This window comes from Bosea sp. NBC_00550 (assembly GCF_026020075.1).
Taxonomy (GTDB): domain Bacteria; phylum Pseudomonadota; class Alphaproteobacteria; order Rhizobiales; family Beijerinckiaceae; genus Allobosea.
Genome location: NZ_CP102772.1, coordinates 405,374 through 429,040, shown reverse-complemented (window position 1 = coordinate 429,040; position 23,667 = coordinate 405,374). Strand labels below are relative to the sequence as shown.

General features: G+C 64.0%; 22 protein-coding genes, 1 tRNA gene and 1 pseudogene. 4 read left to right on the top strand and 20 right to left on the bottom strand.

Annotated elements, in window-relative coordinates:
• The first annotated feature begins 2 nt into the window (after positions 1 to 2).
• Positions 3 to 942: pseudogene (locus NWE53_RS02075) on the top strand (ADP-ribosylglycohydrolase family protein).
• 228 nt (positions 943 to 1,170) lie between these two features.
• Here the strand turns inward: NWE53_RS02075 and NWE53_RS02070 are convergent.
• The 3 genes from NWE53_RS02070 to NWE53_RS02060 form a co-directional block, all read right to left on the bottom strand.
• Positions 1,171 to 1,386: a hypothetical protein gene (locus NWE53_RS02070; protein WP_265052733.1), complete on the bottom strand. Its 216-nt coding sequence runs from the start codon at positions 1,384 to 1,386 to the stop codon at positions 1,171 to 1,173.
• Positions 1,386 to 1,925, bottom strand: coding sequence for a hypothetical protein (locus tag NWE53_RS02065; RefSeq protein WP_265052732.1), 540 nt, complete (start codon positions 1,923 to 1,925; stop codon positions 1,386 to 1,388). The genes NWE53_RS02070 and NWE53_RS02065 overlap by 1 nt, the downstream gene beginning before the upstream one ends.
• Before the next feature lie 306 nt (positions 1,926 to 2,231).
• On the bottom strand, positions 2,232 to 2,936 hold the full coding sequence (locus NWE53_RS02060) for a hypothetical protein (RefSeq protein WP_265052731.1): 705 nt from the start codon (positions 2,934 to 2,936) through the stop codon (positions 2,232 to 2,234).
• A 145-nt stretch (positions 2,937 to 3,081) separates the two neighbouring features.
• Here NWE53_RS02060 and NWE53_RS02055 point away from each other — a divergent pair, with 145 nt between their 5' ends.
• Entirely contained in the window at positions 3,082 to 4,110 is a 1,029-nt protein-coding gene (locus NWE53_RS02055) for an AraC family transcriptional regulator (RefSeq protein WP_265052730.1), read from the top strand.
• A gap of 1,329 nt (positions 4,111 to 5,439) precedes the next feature.
• On the opposite strand, the gene NWE53_RS02050 is transcribed toward NWE53_RS02055, so the two are convergent.
• From NWE53_RS02050 to NWE53_RS01990, 13 genes are all read right to left on the bottom strand, one after another.
• The gene (locus NWE53_RS02050) at positions 5,440 to 6,036 is read right to left on the bottom strand and encodes a thermonuclease family protein (protein ID WP_265052729.1); all 597 of its coding nucleotides are present in this window, start codon (positions 6,034 to 6,036) and stop codon (positions 5,440 to 5,442) included.
• A 14-nt stretch (positions 6,037 to 6,050) separates the two neighbouring features.
• Positions 6,051 to 7,283 (bottom strand): hypothetical protein, encoded by a 1,233-nt coding sequence (locus NWE53_RS02045; RefSeq protein ID WP_265052728.1) that lies wholly within the window; start codon positions 7,281 to 7,283, stop codon positions 6,051 to 6,053.
• Positions 7,280 to 8,440, bottom strand: a complete 1,161-nt coding sequence (locus NWE53_RS02040) for a hypothetical protein (protein ID WP_265052727.1) — start codon at positions 8,438 to 8,440, stop codon at positions 7,280 to 7,282. The genes NWE53_RS02045 and NWE53_RS02040 overlap by 4 nt, the downstream gene beginning before the upstream one ends.
• A gap of 276 nt (positions 8,441 to 8,716) precedes the next feature.
• Positions 8,717 to 9,085: a hypothetical protein gene (locus NWE53_RS02035; RefSeq protein WP_265052726.1), complete on the bottom strand. Its 369-nt coding sequence runs from the start codon at positions 9,083 to 9,085 to the stop codon at positions 8,717 to 8,719.
• 313 nt (positions 9,086 to 9,398) lie between these two features.
• Positions 9,399 to 9,620: a hypothetical protein gene (locus NWE53_RS02030; protein ID WP_265052725.1), complete on the bottom strand. Its 222-nt coding sequence runs from the start codon at positions 9,618 to 9,620 to the stop codon at positions 9,399 to 9,401.
• A 143-nt stretch (positions 9,621 to 9,763) separates the two neighbouring features.
• A complete protein-coding gene (locus tag NWE53_RS02025) occupies positions 9,764 to 10,366 on the bottom strand; it encodes a hypothetical protein (protein WP_265052724.1) in 603 nt (200 codons plus the stop codon).
• Between the two features lie 389 nt (positions 10,367 to 10,755).
• Positions 10,756 to 13,992 (bottom strand): hypothetical protein, encoded by a 3,237-nt coding sequence (locus NWE53_RS02020; protein ID WP_265052723.1) that lies wholly within the window; start codon positions 13,990 to 13,992, stop codon positions 10,756 to 10,758.
• On the bottom strand, positions 13,982 to 14,452 hold the full coding sequence (locus NWE53_RS02015; RefSeq protein ID WP_265052722.1) for a hypothetical protein: 471 nt from the start codon (positions 14,450 to 14,452) through the stop codon (positions 13,982 to 13,984). The genes NWE53_RS02020 and NWE53_RS02015 overlap by 11 nt, the downstream gene beginning before the upstream one ends.
• Complete coding sequence (locus NWE53_RS02010) at positions 14,452 to 15,168, bottom strand: hypothetical protein (RefSeq protein WP_265052721.1); 717 nt, start codon at positions 15,166 to 15,168, stop codon at positions 14,452 to 14,454. The genes NWE53_RS02015 and NWE53_RS02010 overlap by 1 nt, the downstream gene beginning before the upstream one ends.
• A gap of 135 nt (positions 15,169 to 15,303) precedes the next feature.
• Positions 15,304 to 15,546, bottom strand: coding sequence for a hypothetical protein (locus tag NWE53_RS02005; RefSeq protein ID WP_265052720.1), 243 nt, complete (start codon positions 15,544 to 15,546; stop codon positions 15,304 to 15,306).
• Positions 15,546 to 15,788 carry a hypothetical protein gene (locus NWE53_RS02000; protein ID WP_265052719.1) on the bottom strand — a complete coding sequence of 81 codons (243 nt, stop codon included), beginning with the start codon at positions 15,786 to 15,788 and terminating at the stop codon, positions 15,546 to 15,548. Before NWE53_RS02000 ends, NWE53_RS02005 begins: the two co-directional genes overlap by 1 nt.
• Before the next feature lie 118 nt (positions 15,789 to 15,906).
• On the bottom strand, positions 15,907 to 16,734 hold the full coding sequence (locus NWE53_RS01995) for a hypothetical protein (RefSeq protein ID WP_265052718.1): 828 nt from the start codon (positions 16,732 to 16,734) through the stop codon (positions 15,907 to 15,909).
• Positions 16,731 to 17,999: a tyrosine-type recombinase/integrase gene (locus tag NWE53_RS01990; protein ID WP_265052717.1), complete on the bottom strand. Its 1,269-nt coding sequence runs from the start codon at positions 17,997 to 17,999 to the stop codon at positions 16,731 to 16,733. Before NWE53_RS01990 ends, NWE53_RS01995 begins: the two co-directional genes overlap by 4 nt.
• 276 nt (positions 18,000 to 18,275) lie before the next feature.
• Between NWE53_RS01990 and NWE53_RS01985 the strand changes: the two genes are divergently transcribed.
• Positions 18,276 to 18,366, top strand: a tRNA-Ser gene (locus tag NWE53_RS01985).
• A 413-nt stretch (positions 18,367 to 18,779) separates the two neighbouring features.
• Positions 18,780 to 19,064: a hypothetical protein gene (locus NWE53_RS01980; RefSeq protein WP_265052716.1), complete on the top strand. Its 285-nt coding sequence runs from the start codon at positions 18,780 to 18,782 to the stop codon at positions 19,062 to 19,064.
• 135 nt (positions 19,065 to 19,199) lie between these two features.
• Here NWE53_RS01980 and cls read toward each other — a convergent pair whose 3' ends face one another.
• The 4 genes from cls to NWE53_RS01960 all read right to left on the bottom strand — a co-directional run bounded on the left by cls (position 19,200) and on the right by NWE53_RS01960 (position 23,609).
• Positions 19,200 to 20,480: a cardiolipin synthase gene (gene cls, locus NWE53_RS01975; protein WP_265052715.1), complete on the bottom strand. Its 1,281-nt coding sequence runs from the start codon at positions 20,478 to 20,480 to the stop codon at positions 19,200 to 19,202.
• A gap of 597 nt (positions 20,481 to 21,077) precedes the next feature.
• Entirely contained in the window at positions 21,078 to 21,356 is a 279-nt protein-coding gene (locus tag NWE53_RS01970) for a hypothetical protein (protein WP_265052714.1), read from the bottom strand.
• Positions 21,357 to 21,430: 74 nt separating this feature from the next.
• Complete coding sequence (locus tag NWE53_RS01965) at positions 21,431 to 21,856, bottom strand: DUF1236 domain-containing protein (protein WP_265052713.1); 426 nt, start codon at positions 21,854 to 21,856, stop codon at positions 21,431 to 21,433.
• 496 nt (positions 21,857 to 22,352) lie between these two features.
• Positions 22,353 to 23,609, bottom strand: a complete 1,257-nt coding sequence (locus tag NWE53_RS01960) for an NAD(P)/FAD-dependent oxidoreductase (RefSeq protein WP_265052712.1) — start codon at positions 23,607 to 23,609, stop codon at positions 22,353 to 22,355.
• Positions 23,610 to 23,667 lie beyond the last annotated feature (58 nt).

Here is a 23,667-nt window from a genome sequence, read left to right as displayed (position 1 = left end):
CCATGCAGGATGAACACGACCGCGCCCTCGGTGCCCTTCTGGGGCTGGCCGTGGGCGATGCCCTTGGCCTCGGGCTTGAATTCCGGAGGCGCGACGAGCACCCGCACCGACTACAGCGCGAGCAACTGGCTCTCTTTGCCACCGGGCTACTGGACAGACGATACCGCGCTGGCGCTGGCCCTCGCGCAGACACTCATCGCCGGCGAGGGCAAACTCGACCCGATGCGTCTGGCCGGGGAGTGCGCCGGCTACATGCAGCACGGCAAACATCACCCGGCGGCGCGTTGCGTCGATATCGGGGGGACCACATCAGGCGCAGTTAGCGCATTCCTCGCAACCGGACAGCCCGTCGGACCGCACCACGAACATTCCAGCGGCAACGGCTCGCTGATGCGTCTCGCGCCGGTGTCTATCGTTACGACCGACCCTGATCGGGCTGCTCATCTCGCGCGGGAACAGTCCCGGGTGACGCACGCCAGTCCGGCCTGTCTGGACGCGTGCGAGCTTCTTGCGAGAATGCTCGTCGCGGCCATCGCAACCGGCGACAAGAACCGCACGCTCGACGCTTGCGGCACGCGCTCGTTCGCGGACCCGGACATCGAGGCGTTGGCCAGAGGCGTTTGGGGAAAGCTCTCCCGCGACGACATCAGGTCAGGCGGCTATGTGGTGGACACGCTTTGTGCCAGCCTCTGGTCGGTCGGCACCACGGATAGGTTCGAGGATGCGGTCACGCTGGCCGTCAACTTGGCAGGAGACGCTGACACGACGGGCGCCGTGACGGGCATGCTTGCAGGGGCCATCTATGGTGTCAGCAGCATCCCGGAGCGGTTCCTGACACCGCTCCTCTGGCGAGAGCATCTCACGGATGTGGGCGAAAAGCTCTTCAGGCTTCGAAGTTCGGACCCGAGCGGCTGTTCGTCGAGGTCGAACGGCTACCAGTGACCAAACTCCAAGCCGCGGCTGGGTGCAACCGCGCATTCGCCGAACCCGACGAGACGTTGGCGAGGGAGGTCCGAAGAGGGCTCTCTCGTGACGACCTAACGTCATGCGGCTACGAGCTGGATGCGCTCGGCGCCATCAGTTTCGGAGTAAGTTCGACCTCGACCGATCCGACTAAGAAGTCGTCAGAGCTGCGGTGGGCGATGTAGGTCGTCGTGACTTACTCCGGGGTTAGTTGGGGAACAGATAGGCGCGTATCATGTGACCGACGCCTGCCCCGAAGACGACAGGCACGGCAACGAAGATCGACCCAGACCCGCCGAGAATGCCGACGGCGAGCAGCCAGGCCAGGGCGACGCAGAACCACGCGAATGGGGGGATTAGGAAGGCTACGACGGCCGGCACGCCGACGAGCCAGAACAGAAGCTGCGAGATAAACGGGTCCATCACTCAGCCGCCTGAATGTTGCGCGAGAAGTTCTGCGTACGCGCGGCTTCATTGGCTTTCTTGGCCTGCTTGGCCAGCTTGCCGGGGGTAGCCCACAAATAGATGTGGGAGATCACGGCGGGCAGCGTCACGAGCGCGGTGAAGCCCTCGGTGGTATCGGTCATCGCTTTTACGGTATCCGCGCCGGCGAGCGCGTAAGTCAGGAAGATGAAGCCGACGTAGAGCAGGACAAGGAACCATGCCACGGTGAACACGCGGAACATGATGGTCGAGGTCCAAGTCGCGATGTCGTTTGCGCGCTGGCAGGCGGTGATGATCATCAGGGCGATGACCGCGGCGACCATGCAGAACATCGCCGCCAGCAAAAAGCCCAGGAAGAGGCTCTGGGGCAGGCCCATCGTCTTCCAGAGCCAGCCGAAGCCATATCCGATCCAGTAGCTGGACTTCGTGTAAAGGCTCAAGGCGGTATGGGAGGCGAAGATGATGAGGAAGTAGCGCCAGCGGCTGATCGAGTTGCTCAGGTCTATGAAGGACTTCATTTCTTTACTCCCTTGGATGGGTGGATGTATGCGCAGCCTGTCTCCAGCTCGTGCAGCTCTGCGCACAGCAACTCGAGGGTCGCGGGGGTAACCGTCGGGTGGGTCTCAAGCTGCTCGAGCGGCGCCTAGAGGTGGACGCGGGTTCTCGAGGAAACCCATTGCCGACCCGTTTGCGCTCTTCATGTGCGGGCGAGCGGAACGAGGTAGCGCAGGCTCGGGGCAGCGGCATCCCGCAGCGGTTCCTGACAGCGCTCGCTTGGCGAGAGCATCTCAGAGAGACTGGATATTGATCATCGGCTGCTCTCCTCAATCGTCGCAGGTGACGGCCAAGGGCTTCTCAGGGCCCGACGCGCGACACGTCTTGAACCGGTGACCATCGACATCGGAGAGGAACGTTCCGCCCCACCGGCCGATCTCCGGATAGCCGATGACGTTGCCAGCCGGGTTGTTCTCCAGCGCCTTCGCGACCACGCTGTCCGGAGCGCCGGTCGCCTTGTAGAACCGTGCGGCTCGCAGGGTCAGGGCCTCACTGGTCTCGGTCTCGAAGGAAGGACCGCCGGGGACGCTGGCGTTGCGGGAGATCACGGCGTGGACGTAAAGCTGGCCACCGAACGTGACGAACTTTTCCTTGCCCATCGCCCAGATGTAGGTGCAGGCGCTGGCGCACTCGTCGGTCTTGCCGACGTAGGTGTTGAAGGCGATGCCGTATTCCTCGCTGGCGCGACCCATCAACTGCACGATGTTGGCAGCGGTGTCGAAGTTGCCGCCGTGCGAGTTGAGCACAATCGTGACCGTCTTGCGCAGATCGAGCGTGATCACAGTCTCGACGAAGCGCTCTAGGTCGCCTTGGACGATGCCGCCCTGAATGCTGACACCGTTCCACTTGGGGATAGGCTTGATGCTTGCGGCTTCCGCCGAGGTGGCCAGAGCGACTGCCACGAAGGCCGCAAGGCAGGCAGCGGTCTTCTTTAGGCGGCTCCAACCGCAGACGTTTGAAGTCTTAACATCCATTGACATCACCCTTGACGTTCCGGATCTGACCTCCCTGAAATGTGCGGCCGCCGCGCCCGCTGCTTGTTATTCTCGGCCAAAGATTTGCTCTTCTCTGCCTAGGGTGATGTACTCGGCTCGAACATGAGCAGGGGGCCCCGAGGCTTTGGTACACGACCTGGCTTTCCTGCCGACGACCCGTGCGGGCATCGCGCGTCTGGCCGTTGCGCGTCTTGTCAGCGCCGGCGTGCCGGCCGCGCCTCTCCTAAAGGCCGCTGGCTTGACCGACGAGGTGCTCGTTGGTCACGATCAAAGAGTGCTTGCCCGGCATCAGGTCGCCCTGCTGGACCGCGCCGCGACAGCGCTGGCGGATGACCGCCTGGGCTTCACCCTGGCGCAGGACTTCGATCCACGTACGCTCGGACTGCTCTTCTATGTGATGGCGTCGTCGCAAAAGCTTGGCGACGCGCTCCAGCGTATTGCCCGTTACAGCGCGATCACCAATGAGGCGCTGGTCTTCAGCGTGGCCGAGCGCGGAGCGCTTGCCCTGCGCCTGAGATACGTCGGCCTGCCTCGCCATTTCGATCGGCATCAGGCCGAATTCTGCATCTTTGGCGCAATTCGCCTCTGCCGCATCCTGACCGGAACGACGCTCGTGCCACTGCGCGTCTCGATCGCGCATCACCGCTCAGGCGATATCTCGGCGATGTCACGGTTTGCTGGAACGACCGTGGAGTTCGGGGCAAATGCCGATGAATTAGTCCTACCTGCCGAAGTGCGTGAGCGCCCTCTCGTCAATGCCGACCCTTACCTCAACGATCTCATGCTGGAGTATTGCGAGACGGCACTGTCGTCTCGCACAACCAATGCGAGCCCGCTTCGGGTGAGCGTCGAGAATGCGATCGCTCCGCTGCTCCCTCATGGCAAGGTTCGCGTGGAAGTCATTGCTCGCCTCCTTGGCATGAGCGAACGGACGCTTGCCCGCAAGCTCGCCGACGAGGGCCTGAGCTTCTCTGAGATCCTGCAGCAGCTACGGCGTGACCTGGCTGTGCGCTATCTCAATGATGGCGGCCACCATGTTTCCAAGGTCGCCTGGCTGCTTGGATTTCAGGAGGTCAGCGCGTTCTCTCATGCATTCAAAGAATGGACCGGGGTCGCACCGAGCCAGATGCGGTTGGCCGCCGCTCACACTTGATGGATGTCGTTTCTCCGGACCCCACCTTGCGTTACGGATAGCCGAATTCGGATCATCCTGTCGGGATTACAGACCAGCAACCATAAGCCGGAAGTTCTTTCATCTATCTGTAACGCCCGATGCTAATTGGTGCTGTCTTGTTACAGGTATGCGTAGCATCGACCTCACGGTCTCCTCCTAACCGTAACAGCCAGGATCGGGATCCCCGAACGGTGAGTTAAGACCAAAGCCGCCGCGCCCGTTAGCGCTAAAGCAGCGATTGTCGGCCTACCAGCGTTCGGCTACCTGTAACGCATGACAATCCCGGTTTATTCACTCCAGCCTGGCCGATGCACCCGCTGCTCGGTAGCGTTCCCGGCAGACGCCGCACCCTTTATCGTCTCAGAGACGGTCGCCAGGGATTTCCTGGATCCGTCTATCTCCCGCATCGGTCGCATTGCGACGGTGAAAGCCTATGTCCCCGTCTGCGAAGCGTGCCTTTCGGAATGGGAGCGCAAAACTGCACGTCCGAGATCGTCTGCGAAGGGTGTGGCGACCGAAAGTTCGTGCACACCTGGGAGAAAAAGGCGACCTGTTCCACTGCCTGTTGGCAACGCGCCCGGCGGGCGCGGATACAGCGCGAACGTCCTCCCCTGAAATGCAACGTGTGGCGCGACGTTCTTCTTCCCAAAGCGTCGCGCAGACGCGAAGTACTGCTCCAACCTCTGCCGCCAGCTCTCCTACCGGCTGCGGGTTGGCTGACGAGGGCGGCACACGCAAACGCCCTCGACCTGATCCTATTCCCGTCTCGATGCGCTGGAGTAAGGCGCGATCGGAAAGATCTAGGGTTGTGGCCCATTCCCTCTGTGGCTCGGGAACAGGCCGCTCGTTGTGACACTTCCGACATGGCGCCCGGCCGCGTCATAGATCGTCGTCACACCGACAATGGTTGACGAGTGCGCGGTGATCTTGCCCCCGTCGTAGTACCTGGTCGCGCCGCCGCTGTCCGTTGTCGAACGGCCGACGATCCGGCCGGTGCGGCTGCCCTAGAACGATAGCGACTGCGTCAGAGCGCCGCTCGCCAGGGGCGCGATGAGCGCCAGCACTATCGCGCCCTTCATGATGCTTTCTAAGCAATCGCTCGTTCGATCAGCATTGACAGAGCCTTGTTCTTGCAAGCGCCGATTAGTTCAAAGACATCGCTGCGTATCGTGGCCTCGCATGCATGTTCCGCCCTTGCGTACATACGTGTTGGCATTGCCAACTGGACTGGCTGTGTAAGCGGCGACACGGGTCAAGCCCTTCGCGGTCATGATTTACAGCGTAGTTCGAGTTGGCGGTATGTCCGCTCTACTGCCCACAATACGGTTTCTGGATAAGGGTTGCGCGGGCTCCGTCGGGTTCCAGGCTGCGGTAGCGCCCCCCGGAATAGCGACCGCAATCGAGGGCATGACCATGCCGGATCAGCTCGGCACCGACATCCTGCCCTTGCCGGTTGAAGCAGATCCCGACGGCGCGGCGATAGGCGGTCTCGTTGTTCAAGCGGCAGTGAACCTCAGCGCCGATGCCGATGATGGCCTGCAGCGCGGCGCGAGCTGCGTGACCATGCGGTTCGTCAGGCTGGCCGAAGTGGCCGATCTCTTCGGCATCGACGCCGTTCAAGCGAACCAACTTGCCTGCAACGCGCACCGTATCGCCATCGATCACAACGGGAACACCGGTCAGCGACTGGGCTGAGACCCGAGTGACTTGCAAGGCGGGTTGTGCGGGCGTCGTCATCGCGTGGACTGAAACCGGAGTGACTTGCGAGGGTGGCTGTGCCGGCGTCATCATCGCGCGGGCTGAGACCGGGGTGACTTGCGAGGGTAGCTGCGCCGGCGTCGTCGTCGCGGCGGGGCCATAGCAGGCCCAGAGCGCCAGCAGCGAGAGGGTCTGGAAGAAGTACATTGATCTCTCCGAGGTCAGGCCGAGCCCCCGCGGGCCGGGTCGATGGTCGGGAAGGGGTTGATTGGTCTGGCCGGCTTGGCGGGCTTTGGCGGGCTGGCGACCGTCAGGGGCGGATCGACCGGGACCTTGACGGTCTTGCCGGCATGAAAGGCGAAGCAGTTAAACGGTGCCCCGTTGTCGCAGAAGCCGAAGTCGCCGACGAATTCCTCCGTCAGAAATGAGCGCACGCGCCCATCGTTGCTGGGTGGGGAGAGCTGCGTGCCGTTGTCGAAGCGGGTGAAGCCATCGGGGGACTTCATGATCCGCCCGTGAATATCTGTCTTCTGGTAGCCCGGCGACTTGATGAACTGGGCTTCGGCGGGCGTCGGATCTCTCGGCGGAAACGGCGACGGTGCTGCCGAGCCGGGCGTTCCGGTGGCGGGCTGCGACCAGGCTGGCGGTACTGCCGGCGCACCGCCCGTCTCTCCGCGCTTCCTGACGACAATCGGCATGGTTGCGCCATTATGGGAGGCGTAGCAGTCGTAACTGTTCGGACGCGCGACGAGCGGCAAGCAATAGCCGAAGTCGCCGACAAACGGGTCGGTATCAAGGTAATAGGCTGGGTTTTCGACGTCGCCGTCTGCAGGGAAGAAGTACTGGCCCGTGTCGAAGTGGAGCCAGCCATCGGTCGCCTTGACGATGCGGCCACGGATGGTCGCGTCGGCGTAGCCGCCCGGCTTTTCCGTGAAGTTGCGCTCGGCTTGGGTCTGCGGCGGGACCGGGCTGTCAGGCTTCGGTTCGCTGTTCGTGCCTCCACCCGTGGAGGGGGGCGGGGTCACCGCAACCTGTGGCTGGCCGGGGACCGTCACCGGCATCGGCTCCTTGACGATGGTCGTCTCCTTCACGATCAAGGGCTCCTTGACGATGACGGTCTCCTTGACGACGACCGGCTCTTTGACGATCACCTGCTTCTCCAGCTCGACCACTTTGACCTCAGGGGTCAGCAGGAAACTCGCGCCCCAGCAGGCGAGGCCGATCCCGGCCCCGGCAGCGAGCGCGATGAAGGCGGCGTGCTTCCGGCGGATACCATCGGCAACGCCCTGGGCGGCGATCTTTTCGGCGTTGGCATGGCTCTCAATACCATGCGTCTCGGCCTTGGCCTTGCCGATCTCAGCGTCGTGCTGATCGTTGTTGCGTTTGATGGCGAACTGGTCGAGCGCGTCGGTGGCGTCGGTATTGTGACGGATCTCGTCGGGACGCTCGTTCATAGCCTGCCTCCAGCAACGGGCTTCAGGTGCGGCTGGTTCGGGTGGATGACCTCCCCGAGGGTGTGGTCGTCGCGGATGCGACGTCCCGTGGCGTGGTCGTAAGGGACGTAGACGTACTCAAGGACCTTGCGTTCCGGGCCGGGGACCGGCTTCTCGACCTCGACCGTGACCTCCGGGCCGGGAACCTCGATCGTGCGGTCGCGGTAGAGCGGGCGGCGCTTGCGGGCGATGTAGGCGCGTAGGGCCTTGGCGATGCGACCGTCCTTACCCTTCGGCGCGGCGTGGGCGATCATCGAGATCACCATGGTGGCCAGCGAGAGAGCGCCAGCGACGCCGTAGACCGCGTAGCCCTTGAAGCGCTCGAAATCTGCCTCCTGCATCTTCTGCACCGAGATGCCGAAGAAGTTGGCGGCGAGGCGGTGCATCGGCGACTCCTTCAGCTCGCGGGTCAGATCGGCTTCAGCCTTGCTGACGGCGTGGTCGGCCATGGCGATCTTGTCGCTGTTGCCATTGCCGCCCTTAGTCAGGACAGCCCGCTGTGCCTCTAGCTCGGCCTTCGCCTGCCCGGCCTTGGTGAGCAACTCGGCGTGCTGTTCCATCGCCCTGACGTTCGCTTCGGCTGCCCCAGGGTTGCGACAGAGGCCGGGTTTCCCGGTCTTGAGCGTGCAGGGGCGGGTGTCAGGCAGCTTCGGGACTTCGGTGTCCTTCAGCTCGGTGAGCGTCTTGCCGGCGGCGATGATCTCCTTGTCGAGTTTCGCGAGCCGCTCGCTGTTGCGGGCGTCGTTTGACGTGAGACTTTCAAGCGACTGCTTGGCGACGTCGTGCTCCTCGCGCGCCTTGGTGATGAACGAGATCCGAGCATTCATCATCTGCTCGACCGCGAGCGACAGGCCTTCAAAGGTGCCGACCGCGATGAAGCCGAGGACGATGAAAGCGGCGAGCCTGCCGGTCCATTTCAGGTGCATCGCCCATGAGGCCAGCGGCACGCGCAGGCACTCGACCAACGCAATCAGGATGATCGGCGTGGCGACCAGCAGGCCGCCGCCATGGGCCGTGGCGAGCGACCAGCCTGCATTCAGGCAGACGGCGATGATCGCGATTTCGACGAGCGCGAGGATGGCCAGCAGGACTAGCCTCACCCGATATGCGGAACTCATGTGAACTAACTCCTGTTTACTTGTTGATGGGTGAGTTATACTTCTGGACGCAATGCCCGATGTTATCGGTGTCGAGCACGATTTGTTCGATCAGCACGCAGTGGGATCGCAGTGCGCATGATGCTCTTGTAGCGGGGCCGACGCAGACCTTCGTCTCCTTGCCGTCGCCTGTGGGCGAGACGAGCTTGTATGGTGATGCCTGACTGGGATGGCGCCCGGCGCCCCTTGTGGAGCGTTCACCAGGGGCGGGTGCTTTCGGGTTCCTCTAGAGGTAGCTCAGGGCAGGAGGACGCATTTGCCCAGCATCTGCGAGGGCGTGAAGCCGCTCAATCCGTTCGGAATGACGGTGTGACGGCTGTGAATAGCTTCTTTAGTGTCGAGGATGATTGTCGTGGTGTGGACTTCGCCACTCGGCACGAATTCGATGAAGCTCAAAACGAGCTGCGCTTCATGCCCCATGTTGCGATAGACCTCTTCGACGCCGTTCTTGCCGGATACAAACGCCGTCTTTGTGCCCACATCGAAAGTGTATTTGAGCTTCAGCTCGTCCTTGCCCTTGAATTCACATTCCCAGATGAGGGTCTGTGCAGCTGAAGCCGACGAGGCGCAGGCCGCTAGGGCAGCCGCGATCAACAGGCGTTTCATGTTTTGCTCCGGAGGAAGGTGGGTGGGTTCGCACAGGAAGCTCATTGCCAGCACCGTCTTCGGCCCGAATGCGCTGGAGTCGCAGAGCCCGCACGGACAAACGTTTGAAGTCTTGCGTCCATTGGCATGCGCCTTCACCTCCCGGATCCGACATCCCTGAGATGTGCTGCCGCTGCGCCCGTCGCTTGTTATTCTCCGCCAAAGATTTGCTCGCCCCTGCCAGCGGTGGCGATTCCCCGGTCTGGGCACGCCGCCGCGTGTCTGAAGATGCAGGCCGCATTCGGCGAACAGGTCGGTCAGGGATGGGTCGGTATCACCAACCATTGTAGTCATAGGCGAAATCGCGATCTCGCTTGGCCTTGCCCAGCGCCTTCACGATCTCCCGCCAGACAGCCCCGTCGAGGCGGCCTTCCAGATACGCCCGCAGCCGGTCCCGGAACTGCGCCTGCTGTTCTTCGCTCATGCTGTCGAGATGGTCGCGGAAGTGCCGCAACGCCGCTGCCACCTCCGACGGCGTGACGGAGATCGCCGCCATGCCTTCGGCTGCGGGCCGTCGGCACAATGCCCTCGCCGTTCGCCGACGACCGATGGCGGCCTGCGTCCCGGCAATAAAGGCCTCCTTCGCCTCCTGGGTTCGCCACGAGGAGAGCCTGATCGTCAGGAACCTCTGCCCTCGGGTCATGCGCCGCCCACCTTGTGCCAGTACGCAACCTCCCACTGGACGATACTCACGACACGCCGCCGGGCGGCCTCGGCGGTGATCCGTTCCGAGATCGACATGACAGCGGCATAACGCGCCCGTTCGCGGCTGTAGTTCGTGATCGGGCGGCCTGTTTCGGTTAGCGCTCCGTCGAGGCCGTGATCGCGGAGCCAGTACGTCACGTTGCGCTCGTCGGCATCGGACAGCAGCAGGATCTGCACGGCGGCGGATGGGTCGGCCTTGAGCGCCTTCCAGGCGCGGCGGCGGTGGATCACTGCGAGCGCGGTGATGCCTTGTTCTCGCTTACGGGCATTGCCGGACACCGACCAGCGGATCGCCCTCGCTTCGCGCTTGCGGTCGATCTCGTCCCGAGCTGCACCGCGCGCGTGATGCCAGCAAAGGTGCACGCCCGGGCGGCCGTCGCGCAGCGGCAGCATCCGACATTGAGAGCCCATGCGAGTAATAGCTGTACAGCGCGGGGTCGTACGGCGGCCTTCGTTCAGGGCGTCTCGCCAGCGGGTAAGGTGTTCCTTGCTGGTGCAGTAGTCGCGGCCGAGGCGTTCGAAGACGGTAAGGGCCATTTGTAAGCCAATCGTTTCGTATCCGTAACGATAATCATTGGTCTACATCGTGTCTGACAGCGCGTCTATCTGGCTCTTCGCGCGATTAGCCATGATGGGCAGGTGGTAGCAGTCCCGTTCGAAAACGGCTGCTGCTACTGTTTGGACGCCTTGACGCCCCTTTCCCCGTACTTTGGCTTGCGGTCTGAGGGACGGATCGGCGTCGCCCGCCTCGGGATGGTCGCCACGGAGGTGGACACATTGGCGGACAACCGGGACAAGCGGGACAAGGAATGCCTCATCTGCCGTACTGAGCTGGACTTGTCCCGCTTGTCCCGGTTGTCCGCCAAGGTAGTACCGCCCTCTCGCGGCGAGTTCTGACACCTGTCGAATGTGTTGGGGGGCGAGGGTCAAACGATGTCTGCGACGTCGTCGTCCGTCTCGGGCTCATCGCCCAGCGCCATGGTCTCGGTCGTGGCGTCGTCGTGCTCGGGAGCCGCCAGGGCAGCGGCCTCGGCCTGCGCAAGCGCAGCCTCGAGGACGTCCGGGTCGGCCACCAGGGCCGCGACGGCGTCGGGCGCGGGCATCGCCGCGGAGCCGGCGATCTGCGCCCGCAACGCCGTAGACGACACCCGCACCCGGTACTCCCGCGGTGCGTTGCGCGGCGCTGTCGGGTTGACTACCTCAAGGACGCCCGAAGTGAGGGCCGCCTCGATGCGGCTCGCGACGGTATCGCGGCTGGCGATACCGAGCCTTGCCATGATCTGGCGGACCGTGGCGATCACTGTCGTAACCGGCCTGAGATCGTGAGGCAGCGAAGCGCCGGGTCCGTGCGCCTTGTGGTGCTCCGCGACCTTCGCCTTCCTTGCCGCAACTGCCTCGGCCAGCATTGCTTCGAGCGTCCGCACCAGCGTCATGACGCCCGCCGACACCTGCGGCTTGTAGACCGCTGCCAACCCGCCCGCGAGGGCCGTCCAAGCATGCCGGTAGTCGTCAAGCGTCGCGATTATGCAGCCGTCCCCGTCAATTGCCCGCTGCGCCTTGTGGGCGATGGCGGACGCCTTGATGGCGGCCAGGATCGAATTGATGTCACGGCGCACCCGCAACGGGACCGCCATACCTCCATACGCGACGCCGATGGCGCGCGCGAACGGCACGACCACATCATACGGGCCTCCGAGCGCGAGCCAGCGGTGATAATCGCGCCACAGCTCTAGTTCCGCCACAGTCGACCTCAAGCGCCTTTGGGTTGCCCGCTTCAGTATGGACGCGCACACCCGCTCCGTCAGCGCCGCGCTCTCGTCCGTGTCCGCCAGGACCAGCCGCGTCAGGAGTTCCGCCTCGATATTGTTCCTCGCGGAGGTGAGAACCACCGCAATAGGGCCGTCTTTGACGATCTCGACCGTCTCTGGTGGCCCGTCCTGCCGCGTTACCACGACCTGATAGACGATGCGCCCCTCAGAGATCAGCGTCCGTAGCATGATCGTGTTGTCGTTCTCGACGCTGCCCCTCGGCGCGATCGAGGCGGCCTCTGGGATGTAGAGCACCTTGTGCGCCAACGCTCCACGATTGTCGGCGCCGCCCATGTACGGGAGCGACTTCGGGCTGCCGCCGCTTGCGGTGATCACGTCCCCTTCGGGCATCATCTTCAGCATTATTTCTGGCAGGTGGTTTTTGCCTGACGACGCCGCGCCTCGGCGCAGCAGACACAGGCCGCGGTCGGGCAGCAGCCGCGAGACGAGCGTAAGGAAGAGGCTCACCGCCCCGGCCTGCTCGCCGACGACGCCAGCGTCGGCGACGAACCTTCGCAAGCGATCCATCAGCGCAGGGTCGACCGCCAGCGGTGAGACCTTCGTCCAGAGCCCGGCCGCCTCGGTCTGCCGCGCCTCGGCCGCGGCCGCCTTTTCCTCGGCCTCCTGCGCCTCGATTTCGTCGGGCTTCGGCACGTTGGCCTTGGCCCAGGCCTTCTCCTGCGTCTCCCACTGCTCCCTGACGGAGGTCTGCGTGATGCCGAGCTTTACCGCCAGGGCTTTCCGCACGCGGCCCTTCAACAGAGGCTCGAACCGTGCCGCGATCGCGGCGTCGATCAGCCGCTTGCATCGGTCGACAAGGGCCGGGTCGTTGTGGTCCAAGCCCTGCACGATCGTGATCAGGTCGTTGCAGCCGTGCCCGGCGTACGGGTTCGCTTCCGCCTCGGCCTCGGCGACGCGGTATTCGGCCGCCAGTTGCTCATATTCGGTATCGGCATCGCCCTCGGGCTGATTAGCATCCACCTGGGCGAGAACGGTCGGCTTGATATTGGCGTGATCAGAAGTAGGCATCTGCTGATGCGCCGCCACGACCCGCTCGGCCAGCACACCCGCGGCAGTGGCCTGCGTGGCATCGGGCAGGTCGCAGTCGTCGCCGCCGCTGCAGTCGGGGACGACTGCCATGGAGACGGTGATCGGCGAGTGTCCATTCACAGCGTGCGCGGCGCCTTCCGAGGCGCTGCCGGCATGCCTGGCAAGAGTAGGATCAGGCATCGGATGTCCCCCATGGTCGCGCGCGGCGGCGGGACTGGTGAGCAAGAGCGAGAGGCCCGCCTCGATGCGGGCACGACGACCATGATCGGCAGCCCGGAAGCGACGCAGCGTACTCAACACCCAGCTGCGGTCGTATTCGTTCTGGCGATCGCGGTCGGCGCGCTCGGTAAGGAGAGCCTTGATCGTGGCAGTTATCTCTTCATCGGTGGCGGCGGATTTTGCGGCGAGGCCGAGCGCGACGGTCAGGACTTGGAAAAAGCCCTGTTCACCGCCGAGTTCGGCATCGAGGACCGCGTGCCAGTCCGAGCCGGTGTCAGCGCGGGCCTTGGCTGACCATGCGTCGGCGGCAACCAGGGGCGTCTCGAACTGTTGCACATCGAGCGTCACACGGTCGGAGACCGGGCCATCGATCACCACGGCGTGAAGCTCGGGCGGAACGGGATCGGCGCAGTTCACGAAGACCGGGCGAGAGACATAGATCGGCTGCGACGGCAGCAACACCGCGGGGTCGACTGCGAAGCCTGCGATCTTGGCGCCCCTGGCCCAGCGATAGAGGGCCTCGAGCGGATGGGCCCGATCGAGCAGGAAGAACAGTTTCAGCCACGCCTTCGTCCATGTGCCGTCTTCCGCCGCGTAGAGCCCGGTGCTGCTCGACGGTATCGCGATCGCGGTAACGCCCTTGAACGATGCCGGCAGGCAATTGTCGCGCAGCCACGATGCGGCCTCCGCTATCCGCTCGCCGTGGCCGAGCCCGTCAGGGACCGCCGCCCCGTCGATGTCGATCACGAGGCAGGCGCGCGGCGCATTGCACAGTGTGTTTGTTGACGGATCGGCATTGTTACTGCGCCTGTAGTTCGGCACCGCGAGATCGACATGAGGCAGTGGCGCGCCTGCGAGGAGGCAGATGCGCTTGTGCGTCGAGAGCCTGCGCAGCATCGCGGCCATCGCTTGGTGGTCGGGCTCATCGATCTCCTTCAACCGCCAGTACGTCGCGCCCGTGTCGTATGAGGTCTTCCTGACGGTGCCGTCGGGTTCGATCTCGATCAACTTGGTGGCGGCCTTGCCTTGGTCGACGACGGTGGCCGCCGTGAACTGATAGATTGGCTCTTTGGGATCAGACGACATCGTCGGAAACCTCCGGCAGGTGTGGCCGCGACGATTGTGGCTGCTGTTCCGGCTGATCCACCGCCAGCGGTTCGACGACGCATCTGGTCGCGACCTGCTCCATCGTTCCGGCCTGCCCGGGCGCCGCGTCGAGGCTAAGCTTCACGACGCGGCCGCGGGAGGCGACCCACAGCGCCCGAAGCGCGGCCTCCAAATCAGGCTGAGGCCCGATCTCAACCGCCTTCGCCCAAGCGGCCAACACCCCCACGTCGCGCGCGACGATATGCTCGGGGCCATAAATCAGTAGGCGCAGCCGCAGATCGCGGCCCTTGTGTTCGCCATCAACGATGCGGATTGCAAAGCTCACGCCCTCTGTCTTCGGCGTGCGGAACGCCCTGGCGGAACCAGGAACGATCTCGATGACGAACGATCCCTTGAGCGGAGCGTGGCGGCGCGCGAGGTCGTCGAAGTCGATAGGCATCACTCGAACTCCATCGCGTCGGTGGCTGCGGCAGTAGTGGTGGTGATGACGCGGAAAGGTTCCACGTCGGCGAGCAGGCGCGCGAGGCGGTCGCCCCTGATGCGGCGGTCCCGCTCGAGCAGGCGGGTCACGGCGCGCAACGGGGCGTCATTAATGCGCAGGATCTCGGCTACGATGGCGGCCTGCTCGCCCAGCAGGAGGAGGCCGTCCGCACCGAGCTTCATGGCCGTGAACCCCGCGATCATCATCGCGGTAGTCCTCTCGTCCGCGGCCGAGCCGAGACGCAGGCGGTCGCCGAGCAACTGCCTCTCGCCGTAGAAGCCCGCCAGCAGGTCCCGCACGCGGTCCATGTCGTCGGAGGGATCGGTGTCGGGTGATACGCACCAGCCGCCTTCCGTTAGACCAACCCAGTAGGTGCCACCGCCGCCCGCAACCCGCCCCTCGGCTGGGATGCGGGCGGGGCGAATGCTGACGCGGGTCACTGGGCTGCCCGTTGCGGTGTTGTAGATCGCATGCCCGGCTTCATGGGCTGCCGCGTCGATGCGGCTGCTGCCCAGCGCGTAAGCCCCCTGCCGCTCGAAGGCGGAGCGCAAGATCGCATTGTTGATGCCCTGGTAAGCGGCGCGGCCGATCGGATCGAGGTTCTGGACCATGCTGGCCATCGGACCGTCGCCGATGAAGCCGCTGCTGCAGTGAAAAGGCGTGTTGATGTTCATGCGGATCTCCATCGTGTTGCGATGAAGACCGCCACAGGTGTTGGATTGCCGCTGGGCTGGTAGTAGGTTCGGCGCGTCCCACCCAGGACCGCTTTTCCTGCCACTGCCGCCGACTTCTCCGGGGCCGGCGGCGGTCTAGTTCGTGGCCTCGGTCGTTGCAGCCCGGCGAACCGTGCCAACGCGATAGCGGATGTTGCCGCCGACTTTCAGGAAGGGCAGCAACGGCTTGCCGATCGAGCGGCGGTTGGTAAGGGTCCGCGGCGCCTTGCCGATCCAGGCCGCGGCTTCGGCCTCCGAAACTGTCGCGTCGTCGGGTAACGTCACGATGTGCGAGATCTGGATCGGCCGCGCTGCGCGGCGGTGCTTGGCGGCGGCCATCACGCGACCTCCGCGTGCTGCGGCTGCTGCTGCTTCAGGCCGTAGCCGTCGGCGAGGAGGTCGAAGACCTGCCGCTGCACCAGCAGGGCGCCCCCGCCGTCGTAGAAGACAAGGCCGAGGTCGATGGCGCGAATGACGCGCTCGGGGCCTTCGTCCTCGACCAGTTCGTCGAGGCGGATGGCCGGACCGATGAGTTCGGCCAGCGGACGGATAACAACTGCGTCGATGGTGGGATAGTGCATCGCGAGAGCTCCTTTCGCAAAGAGATCACCACGAATGCCCCAGCGAAGGCAGTCGACGCAGAGGGAGAAGTTCCCTCGCGTTTTGCTTGCAGGATCAGTGGGTTATCGGGTCCCCTTTTCAGTGGAGCCCGCACTTGGGGTCGAACCGGCCCGTCGCCTTGTGGGCAGCACCGTCCTGTCGAGCCTGCTCGAAGACGCCGGCCAGGGACATGCCGCACTTGTCCATCGTCTTGTCCTGCGCCCAATCCTGGATGACCGAAGGCGAGAATGTCTTGCCGCCGAACCGCTTCTTGTTCCGGCGAACCCAGGCCGCGGCCTGCCCCCAGCGGTGCCGGGGGATGTCCACGACATTCTGCATCACATCCTTGCCGCCGAACTCATAGCCTGCATGGGTTGTGATTAGCAGCCGCATCGCGAAATCGGCGCCGGCGTCTCGGTCCACGCCCTGCCGCGTCTCGGTGGCGAAGGCGACGCCCGCCTCGTCGCCATCGCCCAATGGCCCGTGATGTCCCGCGTCCGCGATGAGCGTCTGAGCAGCGCTGATGTTGGCTATGAGGGGATCGATGGCGGAGCCGACGTCCAGCAGCAGCCGGGCGGTGGCGATACGGATCCCCTCGCGCCCCGCCTGGGTCCGGGCCTTCTTCATCGAGAATATGCGTCCGAGATCGGCTTGGCCCTGCGAAGTGATGCTCCAGGGCTCACCTCCTCCGGCTGCGGCCAGCATTCGTCGGGACAACAGGTCGGTTATCTTCGTGGTTTTCAGGAGGGCGCCCAGCGCCTCGAGCGCCGCCTGCTGAGGCTCCTTCCTCCGAGCGCTGTCAGCGGCGCCGCGTTCACGCTCCATCGCCTCGAGTAGCGTGCCCAATGCCTCGGCAGCTTCGTCGTCGCCAGCGAGATAGTCCCGGGAGCGTTCGCGCCTCTGCTCGCGCTGGTCCTGTTCGATCATCGCGCTCCACCCTTCGAGCTCGCGCTTGAGACCAGCGCGAGACCATGAAGCCCGTCCGGCGCGAAGCCCGAGACGTTGCAGGCGACGTAATTCGACAGTGTCTCGAACGCCGCAACGCGGGCGGCCCAGGCCCGGTCTTTGTTGTAGACCCCAAGCAGCCCGCGGCGGACGTGGCCGATGCAGAGTTCGGCGGTGTCCTCGGCGACGCCAAGCCGCGACAGGTTCGTGCGGACTGTCCTTCGACAGTCGTGCAACGTAAAGCGCACGCTGCTGGCCGCGATAAGCCTGGAGAGCAGCTTCGACCAGCCCGAGAGCTTCGTACCGCCCTCGCGGCGGCCCGAAACGAACACGAGCGGGTTGCTCGTCCTCGGTTGGGCCTGCAGCACGGCGCGCATGGCCGAGGTGATCGGGACCTCGTGCTGCACGCCCATCTTGGTGCGTTCCGCGTGGATCGTGATGCGGTCGCCACCGATATCCGACCACCGCAGCCCGGCGAGTTCGCCGCGGCGAAGCCCCGTCAGCAGTGCCAGCCGCACGAGGCCATTGAAAGGCGAGGCCGCTGCGGTGGTGCCCCACACCGCCTTGACCTCGCCGTCGGAGAGGGCGCGACCCAGCCGGCGACCGTTGTCGAGGCGATCGGCGCGGGACGTGCGCGGCCGGCGCAATCCCGCCATCGGGTTGAACTCGCGATAGCCCTTCGACACCGACCACTCCAGCAGCGCCCCGGTGTGGCGGCGCAGATCCTGTGCCGCGCCGGGCTTACCGGCGACTTCGAGTTTCTCGACAAGCGCCACGATATCAGCGCGCGTAATCTCCGCGATCTCGCGGGCCGCCAGGGGCACGAGGCCGCGGCTGAGCGTGCTGGTGATTGTTTTTGCGTTCACGAGGCGGCGGCGCGTCATGAACGCCGAGAACTCGGCGACGCAAGCAGAAACGATCCGCTTCTCGCGGTTCCGCTCCTGCCGCAGGTCGATGGCGGGATCCTTGCCCAGCACGACGGCGCCCATGTGGACTTGGGCCGCGGCCCTGGCGGTGTCGAGCGCCAGGGACGGCCACGAGCCCAGCGTCACAGTCCTCGCGGCCACGGAGCGGCCTGCACCGCGCGGCCTGTAGCTGTAGATCCACGAGCAGGTCCCGCTGGGACGGACCTTCACACCCAGCCCCGTCACGTTGGCGTCCCAGAGCATCAAGTGGGACTTGCCGGCGGGGACGCCCGCCGCCACGGCCTTCTCAATCTTCGCCTTCGTCAACACCATGGCCGCCATGGCCGATCTCCACCCCGTAGGCTCGAACAGCACCGGAACAGCACCGCAATCGGGATGTCTCGTGCGTTCACATGATATATGATGATACCTTAGACTTTGACTTTCAAGGAGAAATTGCTCTGCCCATGATATCCCGTTACGTCTTGGGATGCGAGAGCACACTCTTGGTAAGGGAGTGCTCGACGCCCTCTCCTGCCGACATGCACAGCGAACCCGAAGGAAGTTGTCGGCAAGGCTTGTCAAAGGGCGCTGCAATCGGGCATAGAGCCTCTCGCCGGAGACGTGGCCGAGAGGCTGAAGGCACTCGTTTGCTAAATGAGCATACCCCACAAGGGTATCGAGGGTTCGAATCCCTCCGTCTCCGCCACTACCTCCCTAACAGCCTGAAATCGCGTATTTACTTCCCGAGCCGCGACGGTTCTGACAAAACTGTCTCACAAAGCGCGCAACGGCTGGCTTTGGGAACATCAGGGTTGCTCGACAGAAAGTCGATGGTCCTGCGTCGTCAGTTGATATTGATTCGATAGCCCGACCCGTCGAGCCAAGGTGTGCGATAGAGGCGAAACAGTTCGACGCCGGGCGATCAGCGCAGCCAGCATTGCGAGCTGCATGGCAGGCCGCGGACGGGCGGTCACACACGCCACGACATTCGCGAGCACTCTCCCCAGAGCCGGACGTCGAGGCGTCGAAAAATTCATGGCGACACATCGCTAGTCGCGAGCTAACTTAAAATCATTCCAATGAGAGACTCCTTTCCTCATCGAGCTGCAAACGAGACCCATGCCACTTCGTTCCCTTGTCGAGCCTGAAGAATTCGCCGTGTTGGAAGCAGGTTTCGAAGAGGCGTGGAGCGCGGTGGGTAGCGATTCCATCTCGGACCCGCTCATGGTTTCCGCTCAGCGGGAGCGGTTGGCTCACATCATCATCGGCCTTTGGAAGTCGGGCACGAGCGACCGAGCTGCACTGGTGTCGGGCGCAGTGCAGCAGTTCTTGGCCGTCGCCGAAGACACGCCGACCCCGTTGGATATTCGCGTCGATGTAACCGAAGATAAGCAAGAACATTGACCGCCTGATGTCTCGCCTGCGGCGTCGAAATAGTCCAAACCGGGCATCAATCGAGAACCCCTCGCCCCTTCAAGTGCCGGCGGGTCGGCCAGCGCGATCAGCGGGCAGCCGCTATAATCCGCGTTCGCCGACTGCTTAAATCTGTGTGCGCAGAAGGCCTGCCAGCCAGTCGGAGAGCCTCTCGCTCGCAGACCTCTGTCGCCATTTGGTTATCGTGTAGGGGGTCGAGCGCTTCAGATCGGACAAGAAAATCTCGATCTGATGGCGTGCGAACTCCCGATCGTAAAAATTGATGTTCGCCTCGTCGTTCAGGCGAAGGGCGCGCTCGTCGATGTTGGTGGAGCCCACCGAGGTCCAGACGTCATCGACGATCACGAGCTTGCAGTGATACATCGTTGGCTCGAATTCATGGATCTTGATGCCGGCCTCGAGCAATTCTCCCCAAAAATGCCGCGATGCTTTCTGGACAAGCCGCGCATCGGTCCTCTGGCCCGGCACGATAATCTCGATGTCCACGCCGCGCTTTCTCGCCTCCAGCAATTGCTGTCGCGTGATCACGTCAGGAACGAAATAAGGAGTGCCGATCCGGATGCTCTTTTGAGCCGCGGCAAGCGCCGTCATCAGCATGAGATGCATGACGTTGCGTTGATGAGTCGAGCTGACGACGACTTGGGCATCCAGCTGTCCATCGGGTCTGATGGACGGGAAGAACCGGTCTCCCATCAGCAATTCGCCTGTTGCCTCGATCCAGTGTTCGGCGAACGCGGCCTGCAATTCCGAAACCGCGGGCCCTTCGAGCCGATAGTGATTGTCGCGCCACTCGGCCGCAGTCCGAGCATCGCCATTCCATTCGTCACCGATACCGACGCCGCCGGTGAACCCGATCCGGCCGTCGACGATGAGGAGCTTCCGGTGTGTCCGGTTGTTGATCCGGTCCAGCGTGCTCCATTTGACGGGGCGAAATTTGACCACCTCCACGCCGGCCGTCTGCATTCGCTCTATGAGCCTCTCCTCCATCGGGATGCTGCCAACCCAGTCGAGAAGAACCTTCACGCTCACTCCATCGCGGGCCTTCTGCGACAGCACATCGGCGAATTGGTCCGCGATATCGCCTCGCCAGTAGATGTAGGTCTCGAACGTGATCGTGTTTTTGGCGCTGCGAATGGCACGAAGCATGGAAGGGAAAATCTCGTTCCCATTGACGAGCGTCTCGACCTTATTGCCGGGGATGGCGTTGGAGCCGAAAAGTGCTCCCATCGAGGTCCTGAACTGATCGTCGGAAGATGCGAGATGGTGAGGCAGCGGCTGCTGAAGATCCCTCCGCTCAGGCACAAGGTTGGCGACGATCAGGCATCCGACGACGCCGGCCGCAGCTGATAGAACGGCAATGGCAAACGGGTATTTTGCGAACTTCATGTGGCCCCCGCCAGTACGACAACGAAGTTCTCGAATTCAACGAAGATCGGCATCAGATATAAGCAATCGGCGAGACGACAGGTGTCGTAGCCAATACAGCGCTGCCCCAGCCAGAGAAGGCCACCCACCCCAAGCACCCGAAACCGTTTCAGCGTCTTGGTTTGCTGCTGTCGGTTTCAGGTGTGCAACTGGACGAAATGAATTCTATCGCGGCCGGCGCTCTCAGGCTTACCAATAGCGATAATAGCCGAAGTCGCGAGCTCGCCTGCCATAGGCGCGAGCATGCGGAGGCGGCCCCCCATAATAGCGACCGTAGCCACGTCCATGGTGCCAATGGCGCGAACCGTGCCAACCCTTGTGGCCTTTGTACCCGTGGCCACCATTCTTTATCTGTTGGATATGGCCAGGCGCCTCCAGGCTCGTCAGACCTGCCACAGGGGCGGCTTGGGACGTCGATGGCGAGCCGAAGCTCAGCATGGCTGCTGCAACGAAGATTAACTTTCGCATCGGTTCCTCCTCAAGGAAGCATCGCGATAATCACATGCCAAGCAGCGGGCTCTGGAAAGCACCAACACACCCGCCGCACGGCGCCAGGCGTCAGTCGCAGATGCGCATACGGCGCTCGACAACCTCGCCATAGCGATTGACCCGGCGCTTTATGACGATGCGGCAATCGTCATCGTCGTCATCGAGCACAGCGGGACCCCGGAAGCCACGTCGCTCCCCAGCAAAGCGGTACCCACGGGGCTCGTGATAGCGCGGACCGTCATATCCCGGCCGGTCGATTCCGAACTCGAACTGGACCTGCGCCTGGGCAGGAGCGCTGAAAGCGGCGGTGGCCGCGACAGCAGCGGCGATCAGGATTGGCCGTAACATGGCGTTGTCTCCTTGGTTGATCAGGGTGAACCCGATCGAAGGAGCCCACCCGGTCACGAGTGGGCTCCCGTTGATCATTCGATGATCTGAACGATCTTGCGTGTCTTCGGCTCGACCAGGACGGTCTGGTCGTTGATCACCGTGTAGCGATATTCGGTCTTGCCATAGCGGGTCGGAACCTCACGATAGGTGACCGTGTCGGGCAAGGTTGCGCCGACGACGACCTTCTCGCGGTAAGCCACCGACGGCATCTTCTGTTCCCTCACATAAGTGCGGAACTCGGTGCGCTGGTCGGCCGCGATTCCGCCGACAATCGCGCCCGCAGCAGCACCGCCGACCGCACCCACGGCCGCCCCGGCCGGTCCGCCGACGATCGCGCCGCCGACCGCACCTGTGGCCGCGCCGCTTGCGGCTCCACCGGCCGCGCCAGAATTAGACTGCGAGAACGCGGTCGCCGGAACGATGGCCAGCGCGGCGACCACAACAAGATTCTTGATCATGGTACTTCTCCCTTTGATGGCTCCCCCGCCGCTTAGCAAAACGGCTGGCCGGATTGCGTGTTCCATGAATAACCGTTCATAATTAGAGGCTTAGCGCGAGCGCTTGCTCAAGGTTGTGCCGCCGCGGCTTCCTTTTTCTGCTTCGGCGTTTGCGCAAACCGCTGCGTGTCCGGCGGAGTTTTGGTGCGACGGCACGCTTCGATTGAAACCGGCGCGCATTCGAGGGGCCGCAATGATCGGCATTTGCAGCGCTGCCAATTCCGAGCGCGGTCTTCCTGGCTAAACCACGCACAGCCCGAAGCGGGACACGACCGACGTCTGCAAGTTCGAGGTCGGTGTGATCGTGGTCGATCAGCCACAGGCGACGGATCGAGCTGCTGTTCAGATCGACGGCCAGGCAAGGGCCCTACATCTCAGACCGGCGAACTTTGCCTTGTCGCCATTAGCCGCGGCAGCGCAGGCGAGCGCCACCTGTTTCTTGGAAGTCGATACGCGCCTAGAAGCGATCGGCCGCGAAGGGCTCGAGGTCACAGAATGTTGGCAAGCCTGTCATCGCCTCCGCCAGAAGCCGCCCGGTGGCCGGCCCCAGCGTGAAGCCGTGATGGGCATGGCCGAACGCAAACCACAGATTGCGATGCCGGGGAGCGCGACCGATGACCGGCAGCATGTCGGGCAGGCAGGGGCGCGCGCCGCGCCAGGGCTCGGCGTCGAGGCGCCGGCCGAGCGGCATGATCCGCCGCGCGATCTGCTCCGCCCGGTCGAGCTGCCAGGAATCCGACGGCTCGTCGCGGCCGGCGAGCTCGATGCCGGTGGTCAGGCGAATGCCGCGCCGCATCTGGCTCAGCACGAAACCGGCCTGCGCATCGCAAAGCGGATGCTGCGGCGTCGCCTCGTCCACGGCCTCGTAATGCATGTGATAGCCGCGCTTGAAGCCGATCGGGAAGCGATACCCGAAACGCTCGCAGAAATCGCCCGACCAAGGCCCCAGCGCGACGACGAGTTCCGGTGCCTGCCAGTTTCCCGCGTCGGTCGGCAGGTGCCATTCCGTGCCTTCGTTACGCAAGGCGAAAGCGTCCGCCTTCGTCAACGCGCCGCCACGCGCGCAGAAAAGCTCGGCATAGGCGCGCGTCACCGCGCCTGGATCGCTGACGGTGACGGGGTCGCGCCAATGCAGCGCACCGGCCACGGCGGCCGACAGCAAAGCAGGCTCGCGGCTGCGTAACGCGTCCGGCTCGAGCACATCATAGGTGAGCCCGTAGCGCTGCAGCTCAGTCGCAGTACGGATCGCCTGCTCAAGGGCGCGAGGGTTGCGATAGAGCTCGATCCACCCCTCCCCCCGCATCAGCGCTTCGGTGCCGGCGGCTTTCGTCCAGTGCCGGTGTTCCGAGATACTGCGCTCGATCAGCGGCAGGATGGCGCGGCCCAACCTGTCGAGCCGGTCCGGTGCCGAATTCCACCAATAGCGCGCCAGCCAGGGCGCCATCCGCAGCAGCGTCGCCGGTCGATAGCGCACGGCGATGGAGCGGTTCGAGGCGAAGGCGGCGAGCGTCGCGAGATCTCGGGGGAAAGCGTAGGGAACGACGGAGGAACGCTCGATCAGCCCGGCGTTGCCATGGCTGGTTTCCGCTCCCGGCTCGCCGCGATCAACCAGCAGGACGGTGCGGCCGCGTTCCTGCAGATGCAGGGCGACGCTGACGCCGATGATGCCGGCCCCGAGCACGATCACATCAGTCTGTCGTGTTGCAGTCGTCATCGCGCCGGGCAGACCCGTCTCCACTCGCCCGACAAGGGGCATAGCCGAAGACGAGCCT